The 17,535-nt window shown below is 73.0% G+C and carries 21 protein-coding genes and 1 tRNA gene; 14 read left to right on the top strand and 8 right to left on the bottom strand.

All coding sequences use genetic code 11. The features are described from left to right. Positions 1-39 precede the first annotated feature (39 nt). Positions 40-615 carry a dCTP deaminase gene (gene dcd, locus EDJALFJO_RS03790; RefSeq protein ID WP_088282384.1) on the bottom strand — a complete coding sequence of 192 codons (576 nt, stop codon included), beginning with the start codon at positions 613-615 and terminating at the stop codon, positions 40-42. 178 nt (positions 616-793) lie between these two features. Between dcd and EDJALFJO_RS03785 the strand changes: the two genes are divergently transcribed. The 5 genes from EDJALFJO_RS03785 (at position 794) to EDJALFJO_RS03765 (ending at position 5,113) form a co-directional block, all read left to right on the top strand. Next, positions 794-1,369 (top strand): hypothetical protein, encoded by a 576-nt coding sequence (locus EDJALFJO_RS03785; RefSeq protein ID WP_088282382.1) that lies wholly within the window; start codon positions 794-796, stop codon positions 1,367-1,369. Positions 1,370-1,488: 119 nt separating this feature from the next. Further along, positions 1,489-2,331, top strand: coding sequence for an endonuclease/exonuclease/phosphatase family protein (locus tag EDJALFJO_RS33980; protein ID WP_088282380.1), 843 nt, complete (start codon positions 1,489-1,491; stop codon positions 2,329-2,331). Between the two features lie 43 nt (positions 2,332-2,374). Next, positions 2,375-2,914: a DUF6225 family protein gene (locus tag EDJALFJO_RS03775; protein ID WP_088282378.1), complete on the top strand. Its 540-nt coding sequence runs from the start codon at positions 2,375-2,377 to the stop codon at positions 2,912-2,914. 217 nt (positions 2,915-3,131) lie between these two features. Next, entirely contained in the window at positions 3,132-4,778 is a 1,647-nt protein-coding gene (locus EDJALFJO_RS03770; protein WP_088282376.1) for a hypothetical protein, read from the top strand. Positions 4,779-4,867: 89 nt separating this feature from the next. Further along, complete coding sequence (locus EDJALFJO_RS03765; protein WP_088282374.1) at positions 4,868-5,113, top strand: GNAT family N-acetyltransferase; 246 nt, start codon at positions 4,868-4,870, stop codon at positions 5,111-5,113. A 4-nt stretch (positions 5,114-5,117) separates the two neighbouring features. On the opposite strand, the gene EDJALFJO_RS03760 is transcribed toward EDJALFJO_RS03765, so the two are convergent. Together EDJALFJO_RS03760 and EDJALFJO_RS03755 are read right to left on the bottom strand one after the other, a co-directional pair. Further along, positions 5,118-5,738 (bottom strand): hypothetical protein, encoded by a 621-nt coding sequence (locus EDJALFJO_RS03760; protein WP_088282372.1) that lies wholly within the window; start codon positions 5,736-5,738, stop codon positions 5,118-5,120. A 23-nt stretch (positions 5,739-5,761) separates the two neighbouring features. Then, positions 5,762-6,148 carry a contact-dependent growth inhibition system immunity protein gene (locus EDJALFJO_RS03755; protein ID WP_088282370.1) on the bottom strand — a complete coding sequence of 129 codons (387 nt, stop codon included), beginning with the start codon at positions 6,146-6,148 and terminating at the stop codon, positions 5,762-5,764. A 261-nt stretch (positions 6,149-6,409) separates the two neighbouring features. Here EDJALFJO_RS03755 and EDJALFJO_RS03750 point away from each other — a divergent pair, with 261 nt between their 5' ends. Both EDJALFJO_RS03750 and EDJALFJO_RS35335 read left to right on the top strand, forming a co-directional pair. After that, on the top strand, positions 6,410-6,964 hold the full coding sequence (locus EDJALFJO_RS03750) for a hypothetical protein (protein WP_088282368.1): 555 nt from the start codon (positions 6,410-6,412) through the stop codon (positions 6,962-6,964). Positions 6,965-7,122: 158 nt separating this feature from the next. Continuing rightward, entirely contained in the window at positions 7,123-7,899 is a 777-nt protein-coding gene (locus tag EDJALFJO_RS35335; RefSeq protein ID WP_369812489.1) for a DUF6461 domain-containing protein, read from the top strand. Positions 7,900-7,976: 77 nt separating this feature from the next. Here the strand turns inward: EDJALFJO_RS35335 and EDJALFJO_RS03740 are convergent, their stop codons facing one another. Beyond that, positions 7,977-9,002, bottom strand: a complete 1,026-nt coding sequence (locus tag EDJALFJO_RS03740) for a DinB family protein (RefSeq protein WP_088282363.1) — start codon at positions 9,000-9,002, stop codon at positions 7,977-7,979. 55 nt (positions 9,003-9,057) lie between these two features. Between EDJALFJO_RS03740 and EDJALFJO_RS03735 the strand changes: the two genes are divergently transcribed. From EDJALFJO_RS03735 to EDJALFJO_RS03720, 3 genes are all read left to right on the top strand, one after another. Next, positions 9,058-9,588, top strand: coding sequence for a GNAT family N-acetyltransferase (locus tag EDJALFJO_RS03735; RefSeq protein ID WP_088282361.1), 531 nt, complete (start codon positions 9,058-9,060; stop codon positions 9,586-9,588). A gap of 124 nt (positions 9,589-9,712) precedes the next feature. After that, positions 9,713-9,997: a hypothetical protein gene (locus tag EDJALFJO_RS03730; RefSeq protein WP_088282359.1), complete on the top strand. Its 285-nt coding sequence runs from the start codon at positions 9,713-9,715 to the stop codon at positions 9,995-9,997. A gap of 585 nt (positions 9,998-10,582) precedes the next feature. Next, entirely contained in the window at positions 10,583-11,728 is a 1,146-nt protein-coding gene (locus tag EDJALFJO_RS03720; protein ID WP_233149663.1) for an IS110 family transposase, read from the top strand. A 512-nt stretch (positions 11,729-12,240) separates the two neighbouring features. On the opposite strand, the gene EDJALFJO_RS03715 is transcribed toward EDJALFJO_RS03720, so the two are convergent. Next, positions 12,241-12,314 (bottom strand) — tRNA-Gly (locus tag EDJALFJO_RS03715). A gap of 164 nt (positions 12,315-12,478) precedes the next feature. On the opposite strand from EDJALFJO_RS03715, the gene EDJALFJO_RS03710 reads away from it, so the two are divergent. Both EDJALFJO_RS03710 and EDJALFJO_RS03705 read left to right on the top strand, forming a co-directional pair. Continuing rightward, positions 12,479-12,910 (top strand): hypothetical protein, encoded by a 432-nt coding sequence (locus tag EDJALFJO_RS03710; RefSeq protein ID WP_088282355.1) that lies wholly within the window; start codon positions 12,479-12,481, stop codon positions 12,908-12,910. Between the two features lie 522 nt (positions 12,911-13,432). After that, on the top strand, positions 13,433-13,981 hold the full coding sequence (locus EDJALFJO_RS03705) for an MOSC domain-containing protein (RefSeq protein WP_088282353.1): 549 nt from the start codon (positions 13,433-13,435) through the stop codon (positions 13,979-13,981). A gap of 25 nt (positions 13,982-14,006) precedes the next feature. On the opposite strand, the gene EDJALFJO_RS03700 is transcribed toward EDJALFJO_RS03705, so the two are convergent. Next, entirely contained in the window at positions 14,007-14,948 is a 942-nt protein-coding gene (locus EDJALFJO_RS03700; protein ID WP_088282351.1) for an LD-carboxypeptidase, read from the bottom strand. Positions 14,949-15,001: 53 nt separating this feature from the next. On the opposite strand from EDJALFJO_RS03700, the gene EDJALFJO_RS03695 reads away from it, so the two are divergent. Together EDJALFJO_RS03695 and EDJALFJO_RS34815 are read left to right on the top strand one after the other, a co-directional pair. Beyond that, positions 15,002-15,577, top strand: coding sequence for a dienelactone hydrolase family protein (locus EDJALFJO_RS03695; protein WP_088282349.1), 576 nt, complete (start codon positions 15,002-15,004; stop codon positions 15,575-15,577). A 49-nt stretch (positions 15,578-15,626) separates the two neighbouring features. Further along, on the top strand, positions 15,627-16,397 hold the full coding sequence (locus EDJALFJO_RS34815; RefSeq protein ID WP_198949970.1) for a DUF2510 domain-containing protein: 771 nt from the start codon (positions 15,627-15,629) through the stop codon (positions 16,395-16,397). 12 nt (positions 16,398-16,409) lie between these two features. Here the strand turns inward: EDJALFJO_RS34815 and EDJALFJO_RS03685 are convergent, their stop codons facing one another. Both EDJALFJO_RS03685 and EDJALFJO_RS03680 read right to left on the bottom strand, forming a co-directional pair. Beyond that, positions 16,410-16,997, bottom strand: coding sequence for a hypothetical protein (locus EDJALFJO_RS03685; protein ID WP_143448275.1), 588 nt, complete (start codon positions 16,995-16,997; stop codon positions 16,410-16,412). A 24-nt stretch (positions 16,998-17,021) separates the two neighbouring features. Next, the gene (locus tag EDJALFJO_RS03680) at positions 17,022-17,477 is read right to left on the bottom strand and encodes a hypothetical protein (protein ID WP_088282345.1); all 456 of its coding nucleotides are present in this window, start codon (positions 17,475-17,477) and stop codon (positions 17,022-17,024) included. Positions 17,478-17,535: the final 58 nt, after the last annotated feature.

Here is a 17,535-nt window from a genome sequence, read left to right as displayed (position 1 = left end):
AAGGGAGGTGGGGTGGTGCGGCCGGGGGGTGGGTCCGGCTCAGACCTTCGTGCGGTGGAAGGAGCGGTACGACAGGCTCGCGGTGGGCCCGCGCTGGCCCTGGTAGCGGGAGCCGTACCCGGCCGAGCCGTACGGGTGCTCCGCCGGGCTGGACAGCTGGAAGAAACAGAGCTGGCCGATCTTCATCCCCGGCCACAGCTTGATCGGCAGGGTCGCGACGTTGCTCAGCTCGAGGGTCACGTGGCCGCTGAAGCCGGGGTCGATGAACCCCGCGGTCGAGTGCGTGAGCAGCCCCAGACGACCGAGGCTCGACTTGCCCTCCAGGCGCGCCGCGACGTCGTCCGGCAGGGTGACGACCTCGTAGGTGGAGGCGAGCACGAACTCCCCGGGGTGCAGGATGAACGCCTCGTCGGGCTCCACCTCGACGAGCCGGGTCAGCTCCGGCTGCGCCTCGGCCGGGTCGATGAACGGGTACTTGTGGTTGTCGAACAGCCGGAAGTACCGGTCGATGCGGACGTCGACGCTCGAAGGCTGGATCATCTCCACGTCGAGCGGGTCGAGGAGCACGCGACCGGCCTCGAGCTGGGCGCGGATGTCCCGGTCCGATAGCAGCACGCAGCCCAACCTACCCGGGGGTTCAGGTCGTCGTCCGCCCGTCCTGCCAGTGACCGTCGGGTGCCGCCTGCGCACGGCCGGTCACCCGTGATCCCCAACGGACCATCCCCCCGCGATTCGGGGGGTCAGATGAGGTCACGAACGGGTAACGTCCCTGCGTATGGCCCAGGGAGACCCGATGGCGACGCTGCAGTCGCTGGACAGGTTCGTCGTCCGGCAGCGCATCACGCCCATGGTGAACCGCTACGAGATCCGGGCGCCGGGCGGTGACGGGGCGGCCAAGGGCCCGGTCCTCGCGCTCGCCCAGCAGAAGCGGATGGCCCTGCGCGAGCAGGTGACGTTCTTCGCCGACGAGGCGCGGACCATGCCGCTGTTCGGCTTCAAGGCCCGCAACGTCGTCGACCTCGCCGGCGCGACCGACGTCGTCGACTCCTCGGGCCAGGTCATCGGCGTCTTCCGCAAGGACTTCGGGGCGAGCCTGCTGCGCTCGACGTACCACCTCGAGCAGCCCGGGCACCCGGTCGCGACCGGCGTCGAGCGGAGCCAGGCCATGGCGCTCGCCCGCCGGTTCCTCCTCGAGTGGCTGCCGTACCACTTCGACTTCACGCACCCCGACGGCACGGTGGCGATGTCGGTCGACAAGAAGTTCGCCTTCGGCCGGGACTCGTACGAGGTCACCGTGCCGGACCCCGGCCTCGACCGGCGGCTCGCCGCCGCGATGGCCGTCGCGCTCGACGCGCTGCAGGCGCGGTAGCCGCGCTCTGACCGAGCGCCGCCGTGCCTGAGCACGGCGGCGGTGGCTAGCAGCCTTCGCCGCGTGGGCCGTCGGGCCGGCCGACCCATCCGGGCGGGCCGCGGCGCCGAACCGGTCACGTGGTCACCCCCCTGCTGCGGCGCCGGTCCTGGCTCGCCGTGCTCGCCCTCCTCGTGCCGCTCGTCGCGGTCGCCGGTACGGCGTCCGCGCAGGAGCCGGCCCGGGTGCGGGTGCTGCAGCTGAACCTGTGCGGCAGCGGGTACGCCGTCTGCTGGACCGGGCGGGCCGCGCCGCGGGCTGCCGCGGTGATCCGGGCGAGCGCTCCCGACGCGGTGACGCTCAACGAGACGTGCGCGGACGACGTCCCCGCCCTGCGACGCGCGCTCGCCGAGGCGCACGACCGGGCGGGTTCGGTGCGGACGGCGTTCGCGCCGGCGGCCGACCGGCGCACCGGGGAGCCGATCCGGTGCCGCACGGGCGGGCCGTACGGCGAGGCCGTGCTCGTGTGGACGCCGGGCGCGGGCGGTGGTGCCGCGACCACCGGGGCGTACCGCGCGCAGGACCCGCACCAGGACGAGCAGCGGGTCTGGGCGTGCCTGCCGACGGACCGGCTCACGGTCTGCACGACGCACCTGACGAGCGGCAGCCCGGCGGGGACGCTCGCGCAGTGCACCGAACTGCTGCGGGACGTGCTGCCCGGGGTGCGCACCGGGCGACCCGGGGTGCCGGTGGTCGTCGCGGGGGACCTCAACCTCGTCGCCGCGCCGGCCGGGCCGGGGCCGGCCGCAGCGCCCGGCCGGGACCTGGCCGCCTGCGTGCCGGCGGGCAGCGGGTACCGGCACGCCGACGACGGGGTGCAGCACGTGCTGACGTCGGACCTGCGGCCGGGCGCCGTCCGGCTCCTGGACATGGCCCGGACGACGGACCACCCCGGGCTGCTCGCCTCGTTCTCGGCGGGCTGACCGGGTCGTGGCGGTTGTCGGGCCCCGCGGCTAGCGTCCCGGTGTGGCCGAGGCGGGGGACGACCGGATCGTCGTGCAGCACGTCGGGCACGTGGTGACGGTCGCCGACCTGCGGGCCGCCCTGACGGGGCTGCCCGACGACGCGCAGGTGCACGTCGCGGTGCCGGAGCGGCCGGGCGAGGAGACGTCCGCCCTGTACCCGGTCGCCGGTCTGCACGAGCCCGCGGTGCGCCCGACCCGGGGCGCGGGCCTCGTCGTGGCCCTGCGCGCCGACTTCCCCTCGGGGGCCTACCTGCTGCCGCGCCGGGGCTGGCTCACCGTGCGTCACGGGCTGCCGGAAGGCCCGGACGGCGTCCGGCTGCACGACGGCCTCGCGACGGCCGTCGAAGGTGCCGTCGCGGCGCTCGGGTACCGCGGGCCGGCGTCCACGAGCCGCGACGGGGGCACGACGGAGTGGGCCTGGCAGAGCGCCGGGGCCGCCGTCTCCGACGTGCTCGACGCCGCGGTGGCAGCGGTGGGGGCGTTCGCGGCCACGGTGCCCGGTGACGAGCGGTGGGACGTCGAGGTGCGGGTGGAGCGCTGACCTGGCGGTCGACCCCCGTGGAGGGGCCGGTCGCCGCGCGGGACGGGCCGCAGGTCGAAAGTGAGCGCGTCCCCGGCGTTGCAGGGGCAGGATGCGGTGCGTGCCCACCGTGTCTCCCGCGTCGACCGACGCGCCTGACGAGCCGGCACGCCGAACAGCCACCACCGCACCGACGGGCGCGGAGCGCCGGGCCGGGGCTCGCACCCGCCCTGCACTCGTGCTCGCGCTTCTGCTGTCGGTGGCGGGCGGCGTCCGCCTCGGCCTCCTCCTTCTCGAGTGGCCGGCGAGCAACAGCGACGAGGCGACGACGGGTCTGATGGCGATGCACATCGCCGAAGGCCGCCACGCCCCCGTCTTCATGTACGGCCAGTCGTACATGGGTACCGCGCAAGCCTTCCTCGCCGCCGTGCCGTTCCGCACGTTCGGGCCTTCGCTGATCGCTCTTCGGGTCCCGATGCTGCTGGCGTTCCTGCTCTTCCTCACCCTGGTGTTCGTCCTGGGTCGGCGCCTGTACGGGACGCCGGTCGCATTGATGTCCGTTGCCCTCCTGACGTTGGGGTCGAGGGAACAGCTCGGGTACGAGCTGATCGCGCAGGGGGCCGTACCCGAGACCCTGGTCGGTGGAACGCTCCTGCTCCTTCTCGGACATCGACTGCTCGAGGTGTCCGGCGCTCCGGGTCGCGGCGGCACGCGACGAGGACTGCTGGCGGCCTGGGGCACCACGGCCTCCGTCGGGCTGTGGAGCACTGCCTTGGTGGCCCCGTTCGTCGCCACCTCCGCGGTGCTGGTCGTGATGAGCCTGCGCCGCCATCCCGCGAAGCTGCTCGGGAGCGTCTCGGCGCTCGTCGTCGGTCTCGTCGCGGGAGCCGCGCCGTGGATCCTGCACGACGTGACTCACCCCTGGCGGGACAGCGGCGTGGTCAGCGTGGTGAACCTGTACCTGCACGGCGGCACCGGGTTGAACGGTCAGTCGGCCGGGCTGGGCAGCCAGGTGGCCAACACGTTGACCACCAGCCTCGCCTACATGACGGGCGGCTCCGCCGTCGCCCACCCGCAGTCGCTGCCGGCGTGGCCGTTCGGCTACTGGGACAGCGGGCAACCGCCGACGGACAACATCGTCGCGGCGCTGTGGGGTTTCGCCCTCGTGGCGCTCTGGGCAACGGGACTCCTCGCCAACGTCCGCACGCTGCGTCGCCGACGCCGCGCGACGCGGCAGCAGAACCGGGACAGCCCCGCACTCGCGACCGTCTGCACCAGGTTGGCGATGCTGGGGTCGGCGGGCCTGACCGTGGTTGCCTTCGCCGCCAGCCCGGCGCCAGGCATCGCACCCGCCAACAACGTCCGCTACATCATCGGTGCACTCGTCGCCACGCCCGCCGTCATCGCACCTCTGTGGAGCATGGACTCTGCGATGCCGAAGATCGGTCGTCCCTTGAGAGTCCTCTCGCTGACGATCGCTGCCCTGGCGCTCGCCGTCGGAACCGTCCAGGCGTACTCGGACGCCGGCCGAGGTCCGAGCGAGGCCGCCCGTCGACAGCTGCTCGACAGCCTGGAGGCGCGGGGGGTCACGCATGTGTACAGCGGGTACTTCGACTGCGGCCGGCTGACATTCCTCAGCGCGGAGCAGGTCACGTGCGCCGTCGTCTACGCCGACTCGACGGGTCGGCTCCGCCCGGGCTTCGACCGCTACTCGCCGTACCGCGCCCAGGTGCGGGGCGATGCGGCCGCCGGCTACGTCTTCCAGGCAGACGACCCGCGCAACCGGACGCTCGATGACTCCGGATGCACGTGGAGTGCGCGATGGTCGGTCGCGGGCTACGAGGTACGGCAACCGGCCGGTCGGTGCGAGATCACCCAGCCGTAGTCGTCGAGCGGCGGTCGGACGGGTAGGTCGCGGCCGGAGGGTGGTGTCGTCGGCGGGTGGATCACACCCTGACCGGTCGGTGAGACCTCGTGCCGGTCGACCCTCCGCGGTACGGGCTCGGCTACTGGGTCCGCGCCTCGAGCCAGGGGCGGGGCCTGGCCTCGGCGGCGGTGGGCGCACTGCTCGAGCACGCGCAGACTCGTTGCGGGGCAACGGACGTCTTCGCAGGTGTGACCCACGGCAACGACCGGTCGGTCGCACTGCTGCGCCGACTCGGGTTCGTCGAGGCTGCGACGTTCGAGCGGTACACGCGCTTCCGTCGTCGTCTCGGCTGATCCGTCAGGCGGGATCGAACGTCCAGCTCGGGAACCGGCTGCGGAGCAGGTCGACGGACGCCGCCCAGGCCGGTGCACCGGTGACGACGGTGGGGAGCAGAGTCGGAGCGTGGTCCGGGTCTGCCGTCTCCTCGTACCCCCAGCGGAACGAGGCCAGCCTTCGGATCGGCTCGCGGCGCGACCGCAGCGGCAGCGTCGTGAGGAACGTGTCCGCCGTCCAGGCCAGGCGGTCGGCACCGTTCAGGTTGCGTGCCGGGGCGTCGACGACGGACGGGGTGCTGCCCGAGGCGAAGAAGGGCGAGTCGAGGTCGCCGAACGCCGGCGCCAGGTCGACCTCGCACCGGTCGTCGTCCACGGGCCGGCCGGTCGTCGTCCGGACCGTCCGGATGGTCTGCACCCAGCCCATCAGGGTGCGGTAGCCCGTGCCGTCGTACTCGACGCGGGCCGACATCGCCGGGTAGCCGACCGTCGCGTCTGCCGCGAAGGGCAGCCCGGCGAGGATGTCGAACCCGGCTCGCACCCCGTCGAGGATCGGCGCGACGCTGACGTGGACGACGCCGGACTCACCGTGCAGCGAGAAGGGGATGGCGAGCCGGGTGCCGCCGTCCGGGGGTGCCTCGTGCATCAGGTCATCGTGCTGCCTCGACATCACTGCGCGCCGACGAAGACGCGGATCGCGTCCGCGAGCGCGGGGGCGACGTCCTCGCGACGGACGCCTGCAACCCGCTCCACGAGGTCAGCCCGGTGGGACGGGTACGCGTGCCAGTGCACGGCCGTCAGCCGCATCACGGCCGCCAGCAGGTCGCCAGGGTAGAAGTCCCCCTCGGCCAACGGGTCGTCGAGGAGCACAGCGACCGCCCTCGGCAGCAGGTGGAAGACGCCCAGCTGCTGGCCCAGCATGATGCGCAGGTCCTCGACGGTGAACGCGTCGACGTCCACGCTCGTCATGAGCTCGGTGCACCTGCCGACGAGGTAGGTCGTCTCCCCCTCGACCGGCGGGAAGGGGCGGCCTTCGAGCTGCTCCAGGGTGGCCATGGCACGAGGGTCCCCGAGTCGGCCGTGCCGCACAACGACGTTCGAGCATGCCGCGGCGTCGTCGACGCCTGCGGAGTCGCGGGAGCGTGGAAACTCCGCCACATCATGATGTGGCGGAGTTTCCACGCTGACGGCCGATCCGCAGCTGCACGACGACGACATCGCCGACAGGCGAGGCCTCCCGTCGCCGACACGTTCGGTGTCGGACGTCGTCCGGCACCTGCACGTCGGGTCAGCCGGCGAGCGTGCATACTGCCGGCCATGCGCCCGTCCGTACCGGCACCGGCAGGGCTCGCGCGGGCGCTCCTCACCGCCACGTTCGTCCTGGCCGTCGTCACCGGGGGCGTGCTCCTGGCGGTGCTGGCCGCCGTCCGCTGGGCGAACCCGCAGGCGACCCGGCCGTGCGTGGAGGCGTTCGCCGAAGGGCTGTGGGACGACCCGCTGCTCGCCGAGCAGGCAGCGGGTGACGTGGGCTCGCCGCAGGGCGGGGACGGCGGTTGCCAGGACGACGACGGCGGTGGGGTGTCGTACGCCGAGCAGACCCGGGTGACCACCGCCTCGGACGAGGAGGTCGCGGCCCACTTCGCCGCAGCAGCGTCCCGCCTGGGGTGGGATCACGCGCGTGTGACGCACAGCCGGAACCCCGTCGACGCCTACGAGGGCGTGGGGGTCTGTGCGGACCGCGTCGTCGACGGGCACGCCCTGGCCTTCAACCTCGTCTTCGCTGGACAGGATGGGCTGGGACCCGGGCAGCGGTCCTACACGGTGAGCCTCACCGGAGACCCGGGCGACTTCCCCGCGTGCCTCACCGGCTGAAGCACGACGGATCCGCCGCCCGGCCGCACGAACCAGCGGGTGCACCGTCAGGGTGGAAACTCCACCACACCAGGATGTAGCGGAGTTTCCACCTTCGCCCCGATGGTCGATCCCCGCGTCTGGCAGGCTGCCTCGACCAGGTCGGGCCGGCGGCGGAGGTGCAATGGGGCTCCGGGCGCGAGGCTCCGTGCGGCTGGTCGGACTGCTCCTCGCCCTGCCGGCGCTCGGCGGATGCGGCAGCTGGGACTACATCGAGCCGGGCGCGCCGGCCGGTGGAACCGTGGCCTCCCCGACGGGGCAGCCGGAGGCGCCTTCGGCCGAACCCGCCGTCCGACGAACCGCCGTCCGACGAACCGCCGTCCGACGGACCGCCGTCTGCCGACCCGACGTCCGCGGGTCCCGCCGACTGGTCCCTGGAGAACAACGCCGCGACGATCACCCTCGTCAAGGGCGCCGACGTCGAGAGTCTGGTCACCGAGTTCGCCGGGAGCGGGGCGCCCCGGTTCCGCAGCGTCGAGCAGGCCGTGAGGTGGACCGACGGCGACCCCTACCGGCGGGGATGGGTCGTCGTCGGGCAGATCGACGGTTGGGGATACGTCTGGGAGGACAACTACTTCCTGGGGTCCACCGACACCACGGCCACACGGCTCTCCGACGGCACGACCTTCGCGAGCTTCTTCTGGAACGTCAACCTGGACATGCGGTTCACGCTCGCCCGGAGCGGTCGGATCGTCCGGGCCTTCGACCCCTTCGAGGTCGATGCCCAGGGCGGCGGGCTCGGACGGCGGCTTCCGCAGGAGCGCGGTCTCACGTGGGAGAACGTCCCGCCCGACGGCCTGCTGCTCCTGGCCAGGGTCACGGGCACCCCGGTCGCCGACGAGACCTGGCTGGAGCGGCCGGGTTCGGTGATCGTGGGCGCCACGCGCGAGGGCTGACGGGAGCAGGTGAAGGCCGTCCGGTTGCCGAGGCCGGGCGAAGCTGTCGTCAAGGTCGGCCTTCGTGAAGCGAGTCTTCAGCGACCGATGCGGTCCGGGCGCGTCCAGGGCCAGTCGGAGTCGATCCACTGCTGGACGGCGCCCGCGAGGACGACGTCCAGATCCGCACGGTCTGCACGGACCCAGGACTGGACGACGACGTCGTGCTCGTCCGCGGCCGGGTAGAGGTAGACGCACCCGATGACGTCGTCGTCCGCAGGATCGAGCACGGTGAAGGTGAAGCCGCGACGCGTCTCGAAGTCGCGCGCATGGCGAGTGAGGTCGGCCAGGTTCTCCTCGGAGGTCATGCCCGCCGCGGGCGGCCAGTCCCCGTCGGGGTAACCCGGCGTCGCACGGACGTGGTCGATGCTCGACATCCAGGCGGAGTGGTCGGCGTCGTTGTGCTGCGGGCCGAGCGGCTCCAGCCGGAACCGATCGTGCACGAGAGATGCGGGAGGCACGAACCCCGCAGGCACGAAGCGGTGGCCGGCCACCCGGGCCGCCTTCTCGGTGCGCCGCCACCGCCGGGCGAAGTCGGCGTCGGCCTCGGGGGGCAGCGCTTCGACGTCCTCGCCGATGCGACCGTCGAGCTGCTCGCGGATGAGGTCCATGTGGCCGAGGTGCTGGCGCGTCTCACCGAGCATGTGGGCCATCACGTTGAACAGCGGCACGTCGTTGTTCCCCCACCAGGGAACGTGCCCCACGGCATAGATCGGAAGCGCCTCGATCGTCGCATCGGCGTGCCGGCACGCGTTCCTGTAGCCCTCGACGACCTGCTCCCGCGTCTCGTCCACCGGCACCCACATGAGGTCCGGATTGCGGAAGCTCTCGTCGACGGCGGGGATGGCCTCGGGATACGGCCAGTCGAAGACGAACCCGAAGTACGAGGCCTCGAAGAACGTCAGGTGCTTGACGAGGCCGAGCAGGTTGAGACCCGTCCGCGTCATGGGCCTGCGGACGTCGTACTCGTCGAGACCGTCGAGCTTCGGCAGGACCTCGTCCCGTGCCCACCGCAGGCACTTGTGCAGATGATGTTTCGCTGTCTCCGCGGTGTCGTCGCTCATGTGACGAGTGTGGTGCACCCGGGCCCGGTGGGGCGACGCAGCTAACCTGACGCAGATGGCGGACGAGCACGAGGTGCGACTGGAGACCGTGAGCGTTGCGCACGGTCCGTCGTACGTCTCCATGCTCGACGAGTTCGACCGGGCCGGTGACGGCTACCCGTACAACGACGCCGACCTTGCGCGCGAAGACTTCGGGCAGTTCGTCCGCGAGGCCGACGAGGAAGCCGCCGGCATCGGTCTCCCCCAGGGGATCCCGCCCCAGACCACGTTCGTCCTCGTGGCGGACGGCGTCGTCCTCGGTGAGGTGCGCTACCGCCCGCGGCTCGACGAGCCCTACGAGCAGTTCCACGGCCACGCGGCCTACAACATCCGGCACTCGGCCCGTGGCCGCGGCGTGGCGACCACGGGACTGGGCCTCCTGATCGACCGTGCCCGCGCGGACGGGCTGCCGGGGATGCTACTCACGGTCGAGGGCGACAACCCGGCGTCCGTCCGGGTGATCGAGAAGAACGGCGGGCGTCACCTGCGCGACACCGTCGACGACGACGGCGGGCAGGTCGCGTCCTATTGGATCGACCTCGACTGATCACCGACGCCTCCTGCAACCCACCTGCCCATCTGACGTCACCGGGACCAGGCGCATGCGGCCGGACGAGACTGTGCCGGGTCTCGGGAGCGTCGGGATCGTCACGGCTGGCTAGCATCCGGTCATGCCGGATGTGAGAGTCACCGTGCCCGTCTACAGCCCCTCCACCGGTGTCGTCCTCGGCTACGGAACGGACGGTTGGGCGACGGCCGACGTCGTCGGCGGTGCCGTCGAGCTTCGTGGCGACGCGGCCGGCCTCCGGCATCTCGCAGCCTGGTGCCTGGCGCTGGCTTCGAGCGGCGTCCCGGATGGCTCGCACGTTCACCTCGACCCAGGGGTCGAGATGATGTCGGTCGAGTCCCGCGAGCTCTTGTTAGTACTGGATCAGCGGTCAGATCCGGGCAGCTAGTGATCTGCCTCGGCCCGCGGTGGGATCGTCCAGCGCGCGCCCCCACCGGAAGGCGTCGCTTCCGGGCCTGCGCTGCGCCGTTGCCGTGTCGGTCGATTCGGCTGCACTACGTTGCGACGATGGACGGCGGAGAGGTTGTTGTCAGGCGACCATGACCGGCGCATCGATCACCCGTCGGCAGTGGTGGGCCCGAGCGTTGCTCGCGGCCCCGCTCACCACGGCTGCGGGATCCCTCAGCCTCTGGGCGATGCGCAACGCACACGCCGTCAGCGACCGACTGCACTGGGCCGGGTGGGTGGTCGCCCTCCTCGGCGGCTTCTTGGCGGGCGGTCCCGCCTCGATCGCCAGCGCCACGCTCAACAACCGAATCCTCAGAGCAGCGGGACTGCCCCCCTTCAAGACACGCTGGCCCGACGCGGCCACGGAGGCGAACCGCGAGTCTCCGCACGCGAGCCGCTAGTCCCCCGCCGATCGCACGAAGGGGCCGGACACCGCTGAGGAACGACGCAGCCCCAGGTCGGAAGGTGCCTCTGATGCGATGAAGGAGCTGAGGGTGGGGCCTCGCTCCGCGTGACCCTCCGCCGGATGCTGGAGGTGTTCTCGTCATCGACGAAGGAGGCCCCGGTGAAAGGCTACGTCGCGTCCGCGTTGGACCAGGAGTACGACGGCCGGCAGTTCGTCGGCATCGATCTGCACCGTGCCCGTAGCGTCATCGTCCGCACCACGGACACCGGTGACGTCCTGGAGGCGGTCCAGATCCCGAACACGCCGCTGGCGTTGGCGCAGGTGATGACCCGCGCCGGGGAGCACCCCGAGGTGGTCCTGGAGTCGACGTACGGCTGGTACTGGGCCGTCGACACCCTCCACGACCTGGAGTCTGCGCCGGCGGTGCATCTGGCGCACCCGCTCGGTGTGAAGGCGTTCGAGTACCGGCGGGTGAAGAACGACCTGCGTGACGCCACCGACCTGGCCGACCTGCTGCGCCTTGGCCGACTGCCCGAGTCGTGGATCGCGCCACCGCCGACGCGGGAGCTGCGCGAGCTGGTCCGGCACCGGGCCAAGCTCGTCGCGCTCCGCTCGCACTGCAAGGCGCAGGTCCACGCCGTGCTGGCCAAGTGCGGTGTCCAGGTCCCGATGAGCGACCTGTTCGGGGTCGCGGGCACCGCCCTGCTCGATGGGCTGGCCGACCGTGGGCAGCTGCCCAAGCCGTACGCGGCCCGGATCGCGTCCCTGCGCAGGATCATGGACGCCCTGGAGTTCGAGATCAGCGTGTTCGAGAAGCTCACCCGCGGCCGCCTGGCCGACGACCCCGGCTACCGAGCAGTACAGACGATCCCCGGCATCGGCCCCATCCTCGGCTCCGTCCTGGTCGCAGAGATCGGCGACGTCCACCGGTTCACCAGCGCCGACAAGCTCACCTGCTGGGCCGGGCTGACCCCGCTGCACCGTGAGTCCGACACCAAGGTCCGCCGTGGCCGGATCACCAAGCAGGGCTCCAAGATGGTCCGCTGGGCCATGGTGGAGTCCGTCCAGATGCTGCCCGCGCGGACCCGGATCGGCACCTTCCGTGACCAGGTCGCGGCCCGCCGCGGCAGACCCCGCGGCGTCGTCGCGGCCGCCCGTCGCCAGCTCGAGTTCGTCTACTACGCGCTGCGCGACGGACACGTCCGTGCCCTGAATACACCCACTGCGCCCCGGCCCGCGGCCACTCCCCGCGGGAAGGTCGCATGACCCACAGGACTGGTCAACGCGAGGTCGTCCAGGTCATGACCCCCGACCCTGTGCCGCAGCGCGCAGCAGCCAGGCCAGGCGCGGTCGAGCCCCTCTGATTGACCCCGTTGACCGGAGCACCACGAACTCCATCAAGCCCACCCCCCCCCGCGACCGTCAACGACCTTCTCCGCGGGACACGGCTGGGCGAAGGGATGACCAGCAGCCTCCCTGACGAGGCCTGCCCAACGCCGGGCAACCGGCACTGATGAGCGCACGCCCTCAACACCCCGACGAACACTCCGGGAGCCAATCCACCGCCCATCTCCGCGCTGAACATCGTCGCCGACCAGGCGCCGACGTCAAGGCCCTACGGCCGCTCCGCGGTCGCGCTCCGCGCGAGCCTTGACCCCGACGCCCAGTCGGCATGCCTGCAGCTACGCGAAGACGCCTCACACCCCGGTCAACGACACCGTTGACCTACCGGGCTCCTTCAGGGATGACCTGGGGCTTTGGGTTGGAGCGGGTGACGGTGGAGCGGGTGACGGGAATCGAACCCGCACTGTCAGCTTGGGAAGCTGATGTTCTACCATTGAACTACACCCGCGAACACGGCCCCGAGGGGTCGAGCGGGGTCAGCCTACCAAGCGTCGGGGGCTTCTCGCGCCCCGGTTGCCCGGGGGTGACGGACGACGGTCCCGACCCTCAGCGGCAGGGGGCCGACGAGTGGCACAGGTGGTCAACCCCGGGCCGACGGGGCATGATCATTCGATGGCAGAGCCCGCGGAGGACCGCCCCAGGTGGTGGCTGCGGCCGCTCGACCGGTGGGCCGGGCGCGGTCTGCTGGCCTTCTTCCTCTTCCCGCTCGGCACCGTCGGCATGCTCATCGCGCTGAAGAACGTCGTCACCGGGGACGGCCGCGGCGGGCGCCTCCTCGGAATCGTTCTCGCCGTCCACGTCGTGGCGGCGCTGGCGGTCGTGGTGCGGATCGTCCAGGGGCGGGCGGCAACCTGGCACGCCGTGCTGGGGATCGCGCTGCTCTACTCGGCGGGGCGCCTGCTCTCCTGGATGGACTCGGTCGAGCCGGAGGGGTCCTGGGTGCTGGCCGGCCTCACGGCGTGGCTCGTCGTCAACCGGGTGCGCCAGAGCCGGACGGCGGTCGCGCCGCCGGCCGAGGCGGCCGCGGACGTCAGTCGCCCGTGACCTCGTCGACGCCCGAGACGCTCCACCAGTAGCCGGTGCGGCACTCCTGCGCCGGCGGGGAGACCCAGTCGAGGCGGTCGAGCCACTCGGTCTCGGGGCCGCCCTGGTCACCGGACCCGCCGACGACGATCGTGTCGCCGTCGACGAGGCGCAGGTCGCCACGACTGCGGTCGCGGTAGGAGACCGTCCGCGTGGCCGGGTCCCAGGGAGACGCGGTCGGCCTCCCAGACGAGCGTCACGAGCAGCCCGCGGGCGTCGCGCAGGTGCACGCAGGTGTCGGTGACGACCAGGGTTCCCTCGTTCCTCGCGTCCCCACTGCCCTCCAACGGGCGCTGGACCGCGAGCGGACCGTACGACGCGGCGTCGTCCCCACAGCCGGCGAGCGCCCCGCCCACGACGAGGACGAGGACGGCGAGCGATCGGGTCGGCGCACCTCGGTGATCCACGGGACCACGGTACGGACGACGGCAGCGCACGGAAACTCGCTGCCCGCGGACGCCCGTCTCTTCATAGGGTCGAGACGTGACAGCAGACCCCCACGTCGCGGCCGTGCACCGGGACGCCGCCCACCGCTTCAGCAAGGTGACCGTGGACGTCGTCCGCCTCCTCGAAGGGCTCGGCGTCGAGGGCGACGCGCATGCCGGCGTCACCGTCCAGCACCTCTCCCGGATACGCGCCGACCCGACGCAGCCGAACCTGCGGCAGGTGCACCTCATCGCCGTCGAGCTGCTCGACGAGCTGCGGGAGAACGGGTTCGACGTGCTGCCCGGCGCGCTCGGGGAGAACGTCACGACGTCCGGGGTCGCCCTGCTCGGCCTGCCGACCGGCGCCCTGCTGCACCTCGGCCCGGACGCCGTCGTCGAGGTCACCGGGCTGCGGAACCCCTGCGTGCAGATCGACCGGTTCCGGCCCGGGCTGCTCAAGGAGGTCGTGCACACCGACGCCGCGGGCGTCGTCGTCCGGCGCGCCGGGGTCATGGGCGTCGTGCGCGCGGGCGGTGAGATCAGACCCGGGGACCCGGTCGCCGTCGTGCTGCCGGCCGCACCGTTCCGCCCGCTGGAGCGGGTCTGACCGGCAAGGCCGGCACAGGCAGGACTCAGCTCACCGCGGCCGTCACCGTGAGGGTGCCGGCGTCGGCGTCCAGGGTCGCCGCGGTCCCGACGGGGACGGCCCGCGCGCCCTCCTCGTGACCGACGGGCAGGCCGCCGAGCACCGGGACGCCGAGCCCGTGCAGCCGCTCCCGGAGCACGTCGAGCACGGTCCAGCTCCCGGCGTCCCCAGGCGTCGGGTCGCACCGCGTGTACTGCCCGACGGCGACCCCCACCACCCCGTCGAGGCGCCCGCTCCTCGTGAGCATCGTCAGCTGCCGGTCGACCTGACCGAGGCCCAGCCCGACCGCCTCGAGCAGGAGGATCGCGCCGCGCAGCGACGGCAGCGCCCACCCCGCCGCCGTGGCGACGAGGTCCTGGTTGCCGCCGAGCAGCACCCCGGTCGCCCGGCCGGTCGTCGTCAGGGCAGCGGTCGGGGCATCGGGCGACGAGGCGAGGACGACGTCCGCGTCCGTGCGCACCGCGTCGAGGAACGCACGCTCGGCGGTCGCGCCGTCCCACGCCGCGACCGCCGGCGCACCGTGCAGGCCGGCCACCCCGGTGGCCCTCCACAGCGCGAGGTGGAGCACGGTGATCTCGCTGAAGCCCACGAGCAGCTTGGGGTCCCGGCGGACGGCGGCCACGTCGAGCCGGTCGGCCAGCCGGTACGCGCCCTTGCCGCCCCGGGTCGCGACGACGGCCCGCACGGCCGGGTCGGCGAGCGCGGCGTTCAGGTCGGCGAGGCGGTCGTCGTCGGTCCCCGCGAGGAAGCCGTGCTCGTCGAGGGCATGGCGCCCGACGGAGGCGCGCAGCCCCTGCTCCTCGAGAAAGCGCACGAGCGCCTCGACACCCTCGCGCGGCGGGGTGCTCGCCGGGGACACGAGGCGGACCAGGTCCCCGGGCCGCAGCCGCGGCGGCCGGACCACCGTGACCTGCCGGGCGTCGTCCACCGGGCCAGCATCCCAGGGCAGGGGCCCGGCCCGTCGGGCATAGGCTCACCGGCATGGCCGAGGTCGTGCTCTTCCACCATGCGCTCGGGCTCACGCCCGGGGTGCTCGCGTTCGCCGACGACCTGCGGGCGGCGGGGCACGTCGTCCACACGCCGGACCTGTTCGCCGGCAAGACCTTCGACGACCTCGCGGACGGCATCGAGCACGCCGAGGAGGTCGGGTTCGACGTCCTGCTCGACCGCGGCCGGGAGGCGGTGGCCGACCTCACGCACGCCGTCGTCCACGCCGGGATGTCGCTCGGGGTGCTGCCTGCCCAGATGCTCGCGCAGACGATGGACGGCGCCCGCGGCGCGGTCCTGCTGCACGGCTGCATCCCGCCGGAGGAGTTCGAGACGCCGTGGCCGCAGGGCCTGCGGGTGCAGGTGCACACCATGACGGCCGACGACCTCGGGGACGTCGACGTCGCGCGCGGTCTCGCCGCGACGGTGCCGTCGGCCGAGGTCTTCGAGTACCCGGGGGACGCGCACCTGTTCACCGACCGCGGCACCGCCGACCACGACCCTGCCGCCGCGGCGCTCGTGCTGGAGCGGGTGCTCGCGTTCCTCGCGGCGCTCGACGAGACGGCCTGACCCCCGCGGACGCCGCCCTGCACGCGCCGGGCGGGCGTACCGTCGTCCTGTGATCACCCCCGCCCCGCAGGCCGCCCGCAGGCGCACGCCGCTGCTGCGGCCGGCGATCGCCCTCGTCGTCCTCGGCGTGCTCCTCGGAGCCGTGTGCGGCATCCGGGTGGCGTTGCACGCCGCCCCCGTGGCGGTCGGCGGAGCCAGCGCACCGCTGCTCACGGTGCCCGAGGAGGGCACCCGGGTGCTCGAGGCCACCGAGTACGCGCTCCTCGAGGGCACCGGCACGCAGACGTCCGTCGGCGGGGTGTCGACGTCGACGAACCGCGCGACCTCGCTGACGCCGGGCGACGTCACCGTGACCGGCCCGGGCGGCGCCACGGTCCCCGTGCGACCCACCGGGAACGGCACGGAGACGTTCAGCCGCGACGGGGTCGTGTTCACCGCCTTCGCGTACGTCACCATCCCGGCCGCCGGCGAGTACACGATCGCCCTCACCGGGACGCCGGGCGCCCAGGTGCTCGTCAACCGGTCGATCTCGTCCGGCCTGCGCGGCATGCTGCCGTGGATCCTCGGCGGGGTGGCCGGCGGCCTGACGCTCGTCGTCGGGCTCGTGCTGCTGCTCGTCGCCCTCGTGCGCCGGCCGCGGGCCGTCCCGGTCGCGGCGCAGGTCCCCCAGCCGGTCACCCGGCCGGTCGCGCCGTACGTCGAGCAACCGGCCCGGCCCGCACCGACCGGCGCCCCCGTCCCCGGCTGGTACCCCGACCCCGGCCGCGCCGGCGGGCTGCGCTGGTGGGACGGCGAGCGCTGGACCGACCAGTCGCGCTGAGGGCAGCCGTTCTCAGACCGGCCAGGGCACCAGCGGCCCGACGTCGGTCGAGGTCGCGCGCGCGGCCTGCTCGAGCGCGTCGCGCGCCGTGACGACATCGTCCGCAGGACGGACGGCGCGCTCGGTGGCCCAGCGCTCCCACGATCGGTAGGCCTTGACGTGGTGGCCGGACGGCGTGTGCACGTCGGTCGAGGTCACGAGGAGCCGCCGCTCCAGGGCGTCCGCGGCGGACCGGTCCGCCGCCGGCACGACGTACGCGTCGACGGCGTCGACCTCGGCGAGCAGGTCGGCCGCGGCCGCGGAGAGCCGCCGCAGCTGCCAGGGCTCCCGTGCCGCACCGACGGCGGCCAGGGCGGGCCAGAGCCGCCTCGCCACGAGCGTCTGCTTGGCGCGCAGCAGCCGGACCGTCGCGACGTCGTCCTCGAGCTCACCGAGCGCGTTGTAGATCGGGTTCGCCAGCGGGTGCGACCACCACGACCCCGCGACCGGGCGGCCCGTCACGAGCGCCGTGACGCACGGCAGCACCGCGTCGTGCACGAGCAGCAGCCCGGCGTGCTCGACCGCGTCGAGGACCTGCGCCGCCACCGGGCTCCTGGTCACCGGAGCACCCGATCCGCCAGACGCCTACTGCGGCAGCGTGACCGCGCCCGGCGTCGTCCCGGGCACGTTGCCCGAGACCGTGACGTCGACCTCGACCGTCGACGTCGCGAGCGCGGCCTTGACGGCGTCGGCGACCATCGTCGCGATCGAGGTCTGCAGGGTCGCGAGCGCCGTCTCGACGCGGGCGACCGCGGCGCGGGTCGCGGCGGTGTCGGCTGCGGTCTTCGTGAGCGTCGCGGACAGTGCCGTGACAGCCGTCTGGAGCGCGGCGACACCGGTCTTGGCGGCGGCCGAGTCTGTCTTCGCGCTCGCGCTGTTCGTCTTCGCCGCGTTCGCGGCGGCGACCGCCTTCGTCGCCTGCTCGTAGGTCTCCGTGATGACGGACTGCGCCGTCCACAACGGGTTGTCGGGCGTCATCCACGAACCCTTGATCTTGTCCGTGGTCCAGACGGCCTTCCAGATCTCGTCGGCGGTGGCCACCGGTGTCCTCCAGGTTCGGGCTCGGGTCGGGTGTCGGGTCGGGAAGAGCGGGTCAGCG

It is taken from the genome of Kineosporia sp. A_224 (assembly GCF_002198655.1).
Lineage (GTDB): Bacteria > Actinomycetota > Actinomycetes > Actinomycetales > Kineosporiaceae > R-H-3.
The sequence above is the reverse complement of the archived record's forward strand: the minus strand, read 5'-3'. Positions and strand labels throughout refer to the sequence as shown.

Bases quoted from the DNA above. Each gene is read 5' to 3' on its own strand.
- EDJALFJO_RS03785 (WP_088282382.1), top strand. From the start codon at position 794: ATGGCGACGCTGCAGTCGCTGGACAGGTTCGTCGTCCGGCAGCGCATC.
- EDJALFJO_RS03760 (WP_088282372.1), bottom strand. From the start codon at position 5,738: ATGCACGAGGCACCCCCGGACGGCGGCACCCGGCTCGCCATCCCCTTC.
- EDJALFJO_RS03755 (WP_088282370.1), bottom strand. From the start codon at position 6,148: ATGGCCACCCTGGAGCAGCTCGAAGGCCGCCCCTTCCCGCCGGTCGAG.
- EDJALFJO_RS03750 (WP_088282368.1), top strand. From the start codon at position 6,410: ATGCGCCCGTCCGTACCGGCACCGGCAGGGCTCGCGCGGGCGCTCCTC.
- EDJALFJO_RS03740 (WP_088282363.1), bottom strand. From the start codon at position 9,002: ATGAGCGACGACACCGCGGAGACAGCGAAACATCATCTGCACAAGTGC.
- EDJALFJO_RS03735 (WP_088282361.1), top strand. From the start codon at position 9,058: ATGGCGGACGAGCACGAGGTGCGACTGGAGACCGTGAGCGTTGCGCAC.
- EDJALFJO_RS03730 (WP_088282359.1), top strand. From the start codon at position 9,713: ATGCCGGATGTGAGAGTCACCGTGCCCGTCTACAGCCCCTCCACCGGT.
- EDJALFJO_RS03720 (WP_233149663.1), top strand. From the start codon at position 10,583: ATGCTGGAGGTGTTCTCGTCATCGACGAAGGAGGCCCCGGTGAAAGGC.
- EDJALFJO_RS03710 (WP_088282355.1), top strand. From the start codon at position 12,479: ATGGCAGAGCCCGCGGAGGACCGCCCCAGGTGGTGGCTGCGGCCGCTC.
- EDJALFJO_RS03695 (WP_088282349.1), top strand. From the start codon at position 15,002: ATGGCCGAGGTCGTGCTCTTCCACCATGCGCTCGGGCTCACGCCCGGG.